Origin of the sequence: Streptococcus sp. HMSC078D09 (assembly GCF_001813675.1) — a bacterium.
In the GTDB taxonomy this organism is placed as follows: Bacteria; Bacillota; Bacilli; order Lactobacillales; family Streptococcaceae; genus Streptococcus.
Genome location: NZ_KV813675.1, coordinates 25,508 through 39,721, shown reverse-complemented (window position 1 = coordinate 39,721; position 14,214 = coordinate 25,508). Strand labels below are relative to the sequence as shown.

7 protein-coding genes and 1 pseudogene are annotated in these 14,214 nt (G+C 35.5%); all 8 read right to left on the bottom strand.

Going from position 1 to position 14,214, the window contains the following annotated elements; translation table 11 throughout:
• A pseudogene (locus tag HMPREF2926_RS11230) lies at nucleotides 1-231 on the bottom strand (ABC transporter ATP-binding protein); the annotation flags it as partial.
• Between the two features lie 391 nt (nucleotides 232-622).
• Nucleotides 623-919 (bottom strand): DUF5966 family protein, encoded by a 297-nt coding sequence (locus HMPREF2926_RS05545; protein WP_048789096.1) that lies wholly within the window; start codon nucleotides 917-919, stop codon nucleotides 623-625.
• A 13-nt stretch (nucleotides 920-932) separates the two neighbouring features.
• Nucleotides 933-1,217: a DUF5962 family protein gene (locus tag HMPREF2926_RS05540; RefSeq protein WP_000969637.1), complete on the bottom strand. Its 285-nt coding sequence runs from the start codon at nucleotides 1,215-1,217 to the stop codon at nucleotides 933-935.
• A 74-nt stretch (nucleotides 1,218-1,291) separates the two neighbouring features.
• Nucleotides 1,292-7,510, bottom strand: coding sequence for a DEAD/DEAH box helicase family protein (locus HMPREF2926_RS05535; RefSeq protein WP_176745537.1), 6,219 nt, complete (start codon nucleotides 7,508-7,510; stop codon nucleotides 1,292-1,294).
• A gap of 47 nt (nucleotides 7,511-7,557) precedes the next feature.
• The gene (locus tag HMPREF2926_RS05530; protein WP_014713375.1) at nucleotides 7,558-7,968 is read right to left on the bottom strand and encodes a thrombospondin type 3 repeat-containing protein; all 411 of its coding nucleotides are present in this window, start codon (nucleotides 7,966-7,968) and stop codon (nucleotides 7,558-7,560) included.
• Between the two features lie 430 nt (nucleotides 7,969-8,398).
• The gene (locus HMPREF2926_RS05525) at nucleotides 8,399-9,715 is read right to left on the bottom strand and encodes a beta-carotene 15,15'-monooxygenase (RefSeq protein ID WP_070586796.1); all 1,317 of its coding nucleotides are present in this window, start codon (nucleotides 9,713-9,715) and stop codon (nucleotides 8,399-8,401) included.
• A 17-nt stretch (nucleotides 9,716-9,732) separates the two neighbouring features.
• Complete coding sequence (locus HMPREF2926_RS05520) at nucleotides 9,733-10,464, bottom strand: ABC transporter ATP-binding protein (RefSeq protein ID WP_070586794.1); 732 nt, start codon at nucleotides 10,462-10,464, stop codon at nucleotides 9,733-9,735.
• Nucleotides 10,465-11,400: 936 nt separating this feature from the next.
• Nucleotides 11,401-14,214 carry a phage tail tip lysozyme gene (locus HMPREF2926_RS05505; RefSeq protein ID WP_070586792.1) on the bottom strand — a complete coding sequence of 938 codons (2,814 nt, stop codon included), beginning with the start codon at nucleotides 14,212-14,214 and terminating at the stop codon, nucleotides 11,401-11,403.

Below are 14,214 nucleotides of genomic sequence, written 5' to 3'. Positions count from 1 at the left end.
TTTTACATATTGGTTTTTAAGATAGGAATAAGAACAAGAGATAAAGAACCACAGTAAAATTAAACTTACACAAATAGTGATATGAAAGAGTAATCCACTATTTGAATTAGTTATACTATCAAGTATTCTTCCTAATTGAAGAGAGAAGAATGTCATTAAAACAGCACTTGTCAAGCTTAATAAAATAATCAAGAAATATAGAAATTTATATTGTTTCATAATCTGGTTCATATCTTACTCCTTAAGTAACTCTGATGAGAATATTATAATCCAAATATGAAAATCAGAAACAAACCTCCCGTATTTGGGACGCACTGAATAGTTTACACTAAATATAAAAAAATTATAAAATAATTATTTTTTAAAATAAGAGGAGAACTCATATTTTTATTGAACAATGAATATATCACACTAAACCAGATAGAATATACAAGTTAATTTGTACCGAAATTACTATATATTATAAGAAAAATAGAAACTCTAAAGCATTCTGTACACTTTAATTTTAATTCATCTCTTTTTGTTTCTCACACTAAGTACTAAGACGGGATTATAAGCACATCAACAAAAAAACTCTATTCAAACTTACCTTTGAATAAAGTCTTTTAACTATCTAAAAAGTTCACATTTTATGCTTATTTATGGAGTTAATGAAGCGCCAACTAAATCCTAGAACCAACATCAGATTGATGAAAAGGTACACAGCCGTAAAACTAGTTAAACCATATTGTCTGATATCATCAAAATATAAAGTAGGTTCAGTAAAGAACAAATAAATTCCATAAACCTCCACGAAAATAAGAAAACTGACAAAACCAATCAGGAAAAGTCCACTGGCAATAAGAAAGAGTCTCCATAAAAGAATGAGAATTCCTCCAACTGCTAAAAAAATTACCGGGATAAGGAGTAAATCATTCATGACTTTCTCCTTTCTAATCAATCAACTGACGATAATGGGTGGCAAGAGAGGAATCAAACTCTTCTAATTTTTGAACTAAGTCCAAATACTCTTCTTTTTCATGTTCTTCAAAGTCCACACCTTGATGATTCTGAAGAGCGATTTCCAATTGACTAGTGAGCTCTCGTTTAGAAAAACTGTAATCCCCTGTCACTTCCTCATAATGTTCCTTTAACTCCTTGTAGGCTTGGTATTCTTCAGGTGTTTGAAATCCCTGTACCAAAGCCTCTTCTAATTGATAATAGGTATCTTCCATCATAATCGTTACCTCGTTTCTTTCTATCTTTATTCTACCGCGCTTTTCTTTTCTTGTCCGCTATTTATATCTATTTTTTAATCTAATTCAAAAGAAAGTTGTTCTTGCTTTTCTTTTCCTTTTTCGTGGAATTGTCGTAAGGCCTGATCAATAATATCTAAATCCGTTTCTGTTTCAATCAATGGCGCGAGTACATCGTATTCGGCCTTTTTAGTTTGATAATCCTCTTCCTTTGGAAAATTTTTCTCAATTTCTACCTTAGCAGTAGTCCATTTATCCTTTAATTCATCCAATAAGTTCTGAGTTTTCACTTGGTCATCTTTAATGTGGTCTATCGTATGCTGAAGCCTTTGAATTGTCCCCAAAGGAGAATACAAATCCAAACTGACAGAATACTGATTTTCTCCTACAATCTTAACAGAGAAGGTTTCAGGAAGAGGCTGATTCGTTGGTAGACTAAGCATTTTAATGTCAAATCCTCGATAACTTGCTAGGGTTCGAAATTCTTTGCTGTCAGATTGATTATGACGGATAAGACGGTGTAGGGATTCACCTGCTTCAGCTCGTTGCTCAAAAACTTGTTTACCTATCGTCATAGAAAATGATTGGTCTTTCGACATTTCAGACTGTTGAATGTCGCCTTCATACTTGCTTAATCGTTTCTCAAGAATGGGCATATTTTCTTCACAGTAAGAGATTGTATGACGATAGTGATCCTTGCTGCGTTGAAAGGCGCGTCTTTGATTTTCTAATAGAGTTAGATCATTCTCTAGTTCCATCTTATATTTGAGATAAGGATTACCTGTTGCTAGTGCCTTAAAATCAGAAGCTGTCATAGTCTGTTCATCAATATCTTCCGCAGCACGAATCGGCTCCTTAGAAGTCATAATCTGCTTAATATAACGGAGTTTGTTCTCCTGAGTTGCCCATAGATAATTATCAAACGAACCTTTGGTAATATAGTGGTAAATATCCACTTCCTTGTTTTCATTTCCCTGTCGGATAATACGTCCATTACGTTGCTGAATGTCACTTGGTCTCCACGGTACATCCAGATGGTGAACTGCTTTCATCTTGCTCTGAACATTTAAACCTGTTCCTCCTTTTTCAGTTGAGGCAAGAAGAACCCGAACCTCTCCTGCATTAACCTTTCGAGACAAGCTATTCTTCTTTTCATCACTATTGGCATCATGTACAAAGGCAATTTCCATACTAGGGATTCCTCTATCAACTAATAAAGCCTTTATTTCAGAATAAACATCAAAGCCATTGTCCTTTTTCTTAGGTGTGCCAATATCTGAAAAAATCATCTGAGTAGCCTTATTTTCCATTCCTTCACGATAAATTCTCTCAACATTATCCACTACCTGAAGCAGTTTATGATTGTCTGCTAGACTATAGCTAGAGTCCAATAAACGCATATCAATAGCTAGTTTTCGTGCCTCACCCGTAATTTTTAACATGTTATCCTGGCTTGGATCAACTGTTCCACATTTAACCGCATCTGACCTCATAACTAATTCTTCTAAATAGAGTTTCTGGTTTTCAGTTAACTCACTCTCAATAGGGATAATATGAGCTTCTGGAACAGGTAAATCCAACATATCTTGTGTTTGAATGTCAGCTGTTTCTTTGTAGATTTTCATCAACTCAGGTAGATTGACAAACTTTTTAAATCGTTTCTTAGGCTGATACTTATCCCCTGTAGGAGCTAATTCCATAGAGTTTTGAATTTCTCCAAAAGCACCTACCCAAGAGTCAAAATAATCAACTTGATAGCGTTTTAAGATATCTGGTTGAATATAGTTCATCATAGTATACAACTCACTAATAGAATTGGAAACAGGTGTTCCTGTCGCAAAGACAATGTTTTTAAAATCATGCTCTTCCTGAATCTGTCGAACCTTCATTTCCATATCCACGTTCTTCTTAGAGGTTGTATTGGTAATCCCTGCTACATTTCCAAGTCCAGTAATTGGACGAATATTTTTAAAGTGATGTGCTTCATCCACAAAAAGAAAATCAATCCCTAGGTTCTCAAAATCAATAAAACTATCACGATTAAAGCGTTGGAGTTCTTCCAATTGTTTCTCTAGACCACTTATTGATTGCTCTGCTTCTTTAACGGTGTACTTATTTTCAGAATGTGTTTTAATCTCTCGTAGTTCATTGAGTTTGTCCTCGATATAATTCATCTGTCTTTCCTTACTGACAGGGATTTTTTCAAATTGAGAATCCCCAATGACAATGGCATCGTAATCTCCTGTAATGATACGTGACACAAATTGTTTTCTTCTCGCCTTCACAAAATCTTTCTTAGTGGTCACAAAGACTTTTTTAGTAGGGAAAAATTTCATGATTTCTTGGCCAAACTGAGCAGACAAACTAGAGGGCACCACATACAAGGGCTTATGAACCATCCCCAACTCCTTTAATTTAAACCCAGCACCAAGCATGGTCAAGGTCTTTCCTGAACCTACCTCATGAGCTAATAAAGCTCTTTTTTCTTCTACGATTCTTTGAATAGCATTCTCTTGATGAGGACGAAGACTGATGTTTTGTGCCAAGCCATCAATGACTAGATGGCTACCATCATACTCTCGACTAACCGTTCGATTATAAAGACGATTATAGCTTTCCTCAATGACCTGTTGGACTTCTGGATACCGTGAGACAAATTCTTGAAAGAGCTCTTGTAAATGCTGCTCTTTTGCTCTTAGAACAGAGGTTTTTTCCAAATCTGTGATAGTCTTTTTCTTTTCCCCTTCCGTAACAGTCATGGTAATCGTCGGTTGGTTCGAATTAAGTAAATTCTCAAAAATCTTTCTTCCTGTATCATAACGTGACCCACTAACTCCAAGACTACTATCTTTGGCACTTGGATAGCGATAAACAAATGATGTCCTTAAATGAACCTGGCCATCGATAGGATTCACTTCAATGACTTGTTCAACATCTGGCGAAGACAATTCAAATTCACGATTAGTAAAACATTCAAAAGCAAATTTACCATAGACGGATTGAGGAATCCAACGTGACCCTATTTTAAACTCAATATCTGCCAGATAAATCCTTGGAGGGCGAACAGATTCTAACAAATCTAAAGCATGGTTCCAATCATATTCTTGATTGTTTTCCTCCACTAATAGTTGAACTACTTCTATCTTGTTGAGAATATCTCCTGACAAAAACTGGTTCTTAGAAAGATATTTTCTTTCCCCTCTTAAATAGCTTTCTGGATCCATTAAAATCTGGTCACCTAACTCATCTAAAATAGCAGCTTGGCTATGTTCAGGATAAATTGATACCATATAGTCTAAATCAACCCCTCTACCATCCGATAAACTAGAGTTTAGGGCATCTAGAGCAGTTGAAACTCTTGCAATCACTCTCTCTGGCCTAACCAATGCTTTCTCAAAGGCTAAAGATTTTTTATATTTTACTTTCTGATCTTTAGAATCAATGTATTCATCTTCTAAACTTGCTAGTAAAGAATACTTATCGTCACTATCAAATAAGTTCCGATTGACTGAGGCATTCAAGTATCCAAATTGACTTACAAAGCGATCATAGTCACGATTGAGTTTACTAAGTAATACCTGAAAATCTGTCCGACTATAATCTGGATGACGTTGAATTTCAATTAAGGATTGATAGGTCTCTCTCAAATCAACCATGCCCTTAATACGACTAATGTCCTTATCCGATAAGGGACTTTCATAAAAGACAGTTTTTTTGAACAGTCCCTTATATTTCCCTCTTTTACTCGCTTCTTCTGACTTGTAAACATCTAGTGCTTCCTCATCTGTCAAATGAAGTTGCACGAATCGATCTATTTTATGTTCAGACAAAGAACTGTCCCAGGATTTAAAATCTCCCTTCTCGTCTACATAATAACTAATTTCGTCTACTTTTGAACTTTTCCGAATGCCATGCGTATCTCGGTAATAAATTTGATTTCCCTCATATCCAAAAGAATAGAGCGCTAAGTTCTCACGTATACGACTTGGGATAGAATTATCTATTTCTTCTTGGATAAAAACAGGTGCTTTCAAAGAATTGTCAATTTGTTTAGGTGCTTCCACATTCTCTAATGCTTTCATTATGTCAGTAGCTAATGTTTCTGATACCCCCTTAACATTGAGAGTTCCTCCATTAAAATTACGAACCTCATATTGACCCAAAACTTGTGTATTGTATTTCCCATCAAAATAAGGATTGATCCAGACACGCTTATCCTCCTCAAAGGGAATAGAGCCACTAAAAACAAGTTCCTCCTCATTAAGATTCTTTTCTTGATCCTTTTGAAAGAAGAGGAGATCTGTGGTCACTCGAGTACCTGCAATCTTTTTAAAAGCCGTATCCGGCAAACGAACACCCCCTAAAAAATGAGTGTTGGTTTTAATCTCTTGTAAGACATTATCTGTCCGCTTATCCATTGTCCCGATAGAAGAGATAATCGAAACTTGTCCTCCGTCTCTTACTAAATCAAGTGAGTGTTTGACAAAGTAGTCGTGAATCATATAAGGTTTATCATAGTTTTTATCAGCAATCCGAAAATTTCCAAATGGAACATTCGTTAAGACTAAATCAAAACTATTATTTTGATAGGGAACTTCTTCAAATCCTCGCACTTCAATATGGGTATTGGGATGGAGTTGTTTTGCGATTGCGCCTGTCACACTGTCTAATTCAACCCCATAGAGTTCTGATTTCTCTCGTATACTTCTAGGCATCGCCGCAAAGAAGTTCCCAGTCCCCATAGAAGGATCTAAAATCCTTCCTCCCTCAAAACCATCATCCAGTAACTTTTGCCAAATCTGGAGAATAATCATTGGGTCTGTATAATAGGCTGTGAGAGAACTTTGTTTCATGGTGGAGTATTCTGATTTACTTACTAAGCTCCTGAGAGTTAAACGTTCTGATTCATACTTTGGATTGAGTTCATCGAAAAATTCATTGGCAAGACCACCCCAGCCAACATACTTGGCTAGTAGCTCTTGTTCTTCTGGATTCGCTTGTCGTCCCTCTTTTTCTAATCTTTTAACAAGTTCAATTGCGGCAATATTCGTTTCAATTTTTTCTCGGTTTGTCTTAGGATAAAAGTTCTCTAAATCATCTGGAAAAACAAAATCTTGAACAGGGACATCCGTCTCTTCTATGCCTACAATAAGCGTTTCTGTTTCCTTATCCTTTTCATTTTCTTCTTCCAGGTAGGAAAACAGATCTATTTCCTGGCTTTCACTTGGTGATTCAATCTCAATCTCTGAATCTTCTTTTTCAAGTTCTAAATGAGACAATACTTGTTCAATCTCTTCCAAACTGTTCAAGTATAAGATAGGATTCTCTTCAAATAACTGGTTGGAATCATTGAATAGCTCTAGGCGAACTAAGCCATTTAACTGCGCATTTTCAATCGAAACCAACTGAAATACTTGTCCTTTATAACTTACTTGTGAACCGATTGGATATTCCCTCAAAGCTTCTTCTACAATTTTATCTACTTTAGATAGGGAATGAACTTCCACATTTTCTTCTACCTGGTCAATATTATCTAAAGGTAAGACTGCTTCCTCTACTTGCTTAGACTTTTCTCTTATAGCCTTTACTTCATCAAAATAAGTAATAATTTTCAGCTTTTGTGTCAGTGGGAGTTGTGTGTAGTTTTCTTCATGATGGACAAGATCCGTAACGATATCTAAAGTAGCCATCAATTCTGAACCCAAATAGGCTAGAACATCTCCTTCTTTTTCTTCAAAATGAATCTCAAGAACTTCTTTTTTTAGTTCTTTGGAATCAACCATTAGAAGAAACTCCTCTATATCTCTACTAATGCGGTCAGATAGATTATTCGCAACCCGATAGACATTGACTAAATTGACATCCTGATTCTGATGAAATACAAGCTCACTTAATGGTGTTAGCTTCTCTTTCTCAGATTGGATGTAAAATCGAGTGAAAAGATTATAGGTTGCGACTTCTAGCACCAAGTTTTTCTCAAAATTACTTAATTGAGATAATTTACTTAGACCTGCTTGTCCAAAATTTCTTGCGTAACTTTCTAAATCTTGGTCATTATTTTCAGAACTGGCCTCTAGGAAAGAAATAATATCTTGATGAAACGAATAGACATGAGGTATCTCTTCTATCTTGCCCTCTTCAGTCAAAAAACTCTCTACCAAATCCTGCCATTTCTCATCAAAATGTTGCGCTTGATAACGAAGAAATAAGTCCATTTTCTCTCTATCTTTTGGAATTGTTCCACGAAACATAGCCAATAATTGTATTACTTCCATACTCGCTCCTTTCATCTATACGAAAATAGGAGAATCACATGATTCCCCTACAACTCTATCTCCATTTCAACCTCTTGAGGACTGATTTCTAAATCACTAGATAAAAGAGAAACGGCATCCGTTCTCATGTAGTAAGTATATAAGTCTTCTAGGTCTTGTTGGTTTTCAATCCCTGTTTCAATACTAATCAGAGCCTGTATAAATTCCTTGTAGTGACTCTCCATCATATCTGAAATCTTTTGTTTCATTTCCATAAATACTGAGGACGGTTCAGTGATACTTGTTTGGTCTATGTCTTGTAAATCCTTTTCTAAGGGATTGGTTCCTTCTTCTATTTCCACTAAATCTGAACGTCCATCACCATCAGAATCTGCGCTAAGGGGATTGGTTCCTAGCGCCAATTCTTGAGCATCAGTTAATCCATCTTGATCCGAATCACGTTGATAAATGGCTTCCATATACTTCCTTCTTTCTTAGTTAATCTTTTTTCACTCCAATCCTACCAAATATTCCTTGAAAGAAGTATCACAACAAAAAAGAGAACGAGCCAAAACTGCGTTCTCCTGAAAATGATAAAACATTACTATTAAAATAGATTACATGTAAAACTCTAATCAGGCAGAGCCTGCTAACTCATGACAGAAAAAGATGTTTAGCCTATAATGAAGGTGAACAATACCAATCCGTGATCTTTAATAGGGTTTTTCCTAGCCTGTATGTAAAACTGCATGAACAAGAGTCATGAGATAACTCGAATATGCCTTGAGCATGAAAATATCTTACTAGTAGCCTCTTGTTCTATTGTTCAAATAGTTAACAGGAGGTTTTTATAATGGAAGTCATGATTGAAACGTGTCTGTATTCTTTTGAATCAGTAACTATTCCAATTTATCTATCTCGAAATATATAGAATCCCTTTGTAATACTATAAAAAACAACTAACAAAGAAATAACTATAAGACTCGGTTGCCAAAAACCCGATATATCTACTACACTTTGGCCTAAAAGTTGGCCAATAAAGCTAACTAAAATTAAAATAATTAAATTGAAAATTACTGATACTAATAAAATTAACACCGAATGTATTAGTGCCTCGCCTATACGTATTTTAAAAAGTTGTGATCTTGACACTCCCAGTGTATTTAACTGTTTAATGTCTTCAATATCTTTATTAGAAGATAAAATTGTAAGAGAAATAGAACTAGTAATAATCAGAATAATTGGAGCAGACAGATAAGCAATAAAGGAAGCTCTTGCTTCGAGTACACCGTTTGCTTTATTCATGAATGAATACATATTTTGGGTGTAAAGAATAAACCCAGAAATGAGAGTTACTCCCATGCTCATTGAAGTTTGTATACTTTTCAAATAACTAGGATTGGATAGTAGATTCCAAAAGCCTGTATTGATTACATAATTTTCAGTTGGAAATATCCTCATTAAAAATTTTATTAGAAACACTTGAATTGATGGAGATAGTGATTGAATAATAAGGATGTGAATAATTAATAAAAATAATATTATGCTTGACTGTGTTGAAATTATTTCTTTATTTCTGCTAAAACTTGCTGAAACAATCAAACCTATACATAGTAACCATAGGATTAAACGAACAGAGATGTTAACAAAACCAGTTACTGTAACTTTTCTTTTTTTCTTTTTTGGTTTTAATATTGATGATATTTTAAGTATACGACTTGAATAAAAGTAAGCCCCTATCCCGACAATTGTTGGGACTATGAAAACACTCAATAAAATTGATTGAATGTTGGCTGTAATAACTAAATCAGGTAACTCATCTCTTCCTAATAAATTTTGTAAAAATTTGTAGTAACTATCTGTCACAAAAAATGAAAGTATTGTACCAATACTACTAACAATCACTGCCATTAAATAAAACTGTCCAGATACTAGTAAAGATAGTTGAGTTCTGCTTGCGCCTAAGGTAGCCCATAATTGGTAATCCTTTTTAAAGATATCTATTAGCAGCCTTATATTATTTGAAATAAGGAAAAATAAAGTAGTCCCTCCAAAAATTATTAGCATTTGAAAAAGTTGTGAAGCGTTAATATTAGCAGTATTTATTGAACTAGCAATACCAAATAAAGATGTTCCAACAATCAGGCTAGATACAAATAGTAATGGTATTGTTCCTAACCATTGTCTTTTTGAGTACTGAAATTGGTAAATGATTAATTTTAGCATAATAAAACCTCCTCAAATTAATCTTTACTACTTTCAAGTGCTTGGTAGAGCTCATCAGCTGAAGGTTTAATAATTTGTTGAGATATTTTTCCGTCTTTTAAAATGAGTGCTCTGTCAGTTTTTGAAGCCAACTCAATATCATGAGTGACCATAAACACACATTTTCCTTGACTCGCTAAATTACGAAGTGTTTCAAAAATAAGTTTTCTTGAGACGCTGTCCAGAGCTCCTGTTGGCTCATCAGCAAAAATAATTTTACTATCAGCTATTATTGCACGAGTAATAGCCACTTTTTGCTGTTCTCCACCTGATAAGGTAGCAACTAATGATGATAGTTCTGCTTTAAAATTCAAACTATCCAACATTTTTTTTACTTTATTTCTATCAACACTCTTTCCTGAGAGTCTCAGAGGAAGTGTAACATTTTCTAGTACAGGTAGAGCGGGTACCAGATTATAGTTTTGAAAAATAATTGCAATATCTTGCCTTCTAAATTTAGCAAGCTTCCCTTCTTTTAAGGTATATGGATTTATACCATTGATAACAACTTCGCCACTTGTTGGTTCAGATAAACTTGATAAGCAACTTAGCAAAGTAGACTTTCCAGAACCACTGACACCAAGTATTGATACAAATTCCCCGTAATTGACAGATAAAGAAACATCTTTCAAAATAGAGACAGTTTTGTCTTGCCCTAACAAAAATTCTTTTGAAAGGTTTGAGACTTTAACAGCTACATTATTAACCATAATAAATCCTCCTGATTCCAGTGTCATCTTTGATTTAATTATACAAATTGGAATTCTATTAATATTAAGTAAGTAACTTATGAAACGTATTTTTAATGGATAAAATTTCTATTTCCTCTGGATCTCGAATAAAGGTTTTTAGCGAACTAAGAATTTTTTCTATTACCATAATAGTATCATAAATGAGGCTTGATTGAAAGCGCAATCATAACTCTATTAAGAGGTACAGCTATTCTATACAAAATTTAAACATAAAACTTAGGTATACTTAATAAATGAGAATTTAAGTTAGCTATAACTAAGATAGTAGCATATGTAAAACTCTAAGCAGGCAGAGCCTGCTAACTCATGACAGAAAAAGATGTTTAGCCTATAGTGCTGGCATTAAAAAATCCTCACACATCACGCAAGGAAATCGCTAAATAAAACAGGCTTTGACCATGTCGGGATTAATTGCAGCACATTCCAAGGATCCAGCTTTTTCTTTTTTTTATAATAGAATTTCCCAAAGAGTAAGCAAGATGAAGGCCGTCATTGCTTATGCTCATAAGATTCTCAGAATCATTTACAAACTACTTTCCGCCAAGCATACTTATCAAAAAGAGAAGGGGCTAGGACTGAGGAAACAGTTCTAACGCCAAAACTAAAAAATTTCAATTACACGCTAGTACAGGAATTGATTTTTTACGCTTTCTTACTGTTTTTTCAAATAAAAAAGATGACTTACTGAACCTGTAAGCCACCTAATCAGTCGGTTTATTCTGGTGTCTGCCACCGCTTGGCCCGTACGTCCAAGATTGCTATCGGATTTTGTTCTGGTGTCCGCCACCGCTTGGCCCTTATGTCCAAGATTACTATCAGATTGACCATGAGCCGACCACTCATTTATAGACATATTGTATCTTTAAATAGCTACAATTTCAAGTGTAAACTCTTCTATTTGGTCGTATAAGCAAAACTGATGGCACTATCTGCTTGAGAGATTTTTCTAAAGGTATAGTTAGGGTTGCCCCCATAGTTGGTTTCAGACACAAGGAAAGAACCATCATCATAGACCTTCTCTACAAAAGCCACATGACCATAGCTGGCTGGTGTACCATGTGTACCTCCTACAAAAGAAACAATAGCACCTGCTCTTGGTGTAGAGCCCGTTTCCCCACCAAGACTTGAAGCTGTCGCAACCCAGTCTTGACCATTTCCCATGGTATTAATGATTGAAATCTTTTCTCCATTTCTACCTTTTAATTTTAAGCCTAACTGGTTCATACGAGCCGCAACACCCCATGTACATTGTCCATAAGCATAGGCCATACCATCTCCACCACCAGGAACAGAATGATCATACAAGTCCCCACGAACCCCTTCAAGGGATTGTGGATCACTTTTTGCCTGTCCTCCATTTGTTTGACTAAAGCCTTTTTCAATTTGGTAATACCATTCCGTTGCTCTGGTTTGTCTTTCCAGTAGTTTGTCACCAGAATTTCCCTCCCAATAGGTCAGAAAGAGTTGGGCCAGATTGGCTGCACTGCCTGTATTTTTAAAGAAATCCTTTAACCAACTTTGATAGTAAGGACTATCCCCATGAAGCATAAAATCAAGTTGTAGGTCTAAATCATACCATTTCTTATTTTGGGTGCGTGCATAATTTAACAAGGCTGTATGCCGTGTTGACCCATCTGCAGTATCCGTCCATTGCCCTAAACCCAGACCTCTATGAAGAATATTAGGATAAGCACCACTATAAATGGCTGGACCTCCAATCGCTAACCAGCTTTCATCATCCCATGAGGAATCGGTAGCGCCAACAGGAGGAGATAAATAATCTCCTTCAGCTCGTTTAGGATTAATAGAAGACTCTACCGACCAATTTCCTAAAATTGCCGCAATGGCTTGGGGACTTGCCCCTTGAGATTTCAAAAACTCATAAATATGTTTTGCTCGTTCAAACTCATCCCCACCAAACTGACCAATGGCAGGTAAGATAGTTGTCTGAAGTTGAATGACTTTTGGAAAATAAAATTGCGGATTGACATACACCAATTTTTCTTTCTTGTTCTTATACTTTTGATAAGAAACTTTCAAACCTGTATCGTCTGGTGTTTCACCAATAATATCACCCGTTAGGACTCTTGTCCCCTCAATCGCACGACCATTATGAATAGAATACAAGGTCAATCGACTCTCATTCTCTCCTTTTCCGTTAGTGAGAATAACATCATCTCCGTCTAGAGATACAACACCATCCATTGGTGCGACAATTGTTTGGTGAACCTTCGCTTCTAGTAGAATGTACTCCTGAAGAGTAGGTTTTCCGTCTAAATCATAGTATCCATAACGATAAGTCATGGTTAGACTATCTTCGTTGCTTTTCCCCTCAAATGGATTGTCCAATTCCTGCATGGAAGCATAGACACCTTCTTCTTTTAGTTCCTTAATTTCCTCTTGATCGTCTTTCGATAGTTTATACTTAGGACTTTCATAGAGGTCTTGCATGGATTTCAAATCTTCCCCATCGTTTAAATCATGCCACAAAGTAGACAGATAATCCTTGTAAGTTTCTGAACTAAATAAGTGAACTGGTTTGTGTAACTCATAGTCATGGAATTTAAAGTTCATATACCCCATCACATCATCAACTTTTGTGTAATAAGTAATTCCTTTGTCATTTGTGCGAGTATGTTCTGCATCTTCCCAAGTTAGGTGGGTATAAGCTTTTGTTAATTCAAATTCATCTTGTTGAATCAAACTAGCAGATGAAAATCCTAAAAAGAAGCTCATTATAAGTAAAAGATGAAAGACTATTCCTCCAACTATCCAGGTTACAGGATTTCCAGCCGCAAATGTAAAGAAGGAAAAGGCTGCTTTTAGTTTTTGATAGATATTTCGGACACTTGTAAGACCTTGTTTCTTTAATTTTCGAAACCGATTTTTAAAGGAACTTGGCTTATCTTTCGCTAGTTTCCATCCTTTTCCATCCTTAAAATGATGGTATCGCTCTTTTGTGTTGGTCAGTCTTTTCTTGGTAAAACGACCTGTTGCTTGTCCTGTTTTGACACTAGCTTTTCCAAGGTTATAAGAAAGGCGACTGTAGCGTTTCCCTTTTCTAATTGTCTCTTGAAGTGTGCGATAGCCTTCTAAATCTTCATTTTCTGAAGCTAACTCTCCACCTTCACGTCCAAGGACATAAAGAAAAGTTTTGGCTTTCCTACTGACTTTTTTGGACTTATAGGCTTGTTTAGTAGATTTTAGATTCTCTTTTGCGGCCTTGACTTCTTTCTTAGCTTTTAATTCTTCTAAACTCTTCCCTTGAAAGAAAAAATTAGATTTTTGTTTCGATTCCTGACCGTAGAGAAATTTTTGATTGATTTTTCTTTCTTTACGACTCTCTTTTCTTTCTTCTTTTGCTTCTACCTTGGCTTCTCTAAATTGCTTCTTGGCTATTTTCAATCGTTTCCTAGCATGAGGCAACCGTCTGTCTCTTAATTCTTTCCGATTAAAAAGAGATGGAGGACTATTTTGAAGAATATGATTGTAGTCTTCATTTGCTTGTCTTACTCTCTCCTTTGAAGCTTCTCTCATCTCCTCTAGCTTTTCTTTTATCTCTTTTTTCCATCTTTTTTCATCCAGTCCAGCGGAATCTTTTTTCTGTTTCCTCACCTCCTTCTTTCCTTGTTTCAAGAATTTCTTCTCATCTTTTAGACTTCTTCTAAATGCCTTTCGGGCACGTATGATTTCTCTTTTATCCTTCAT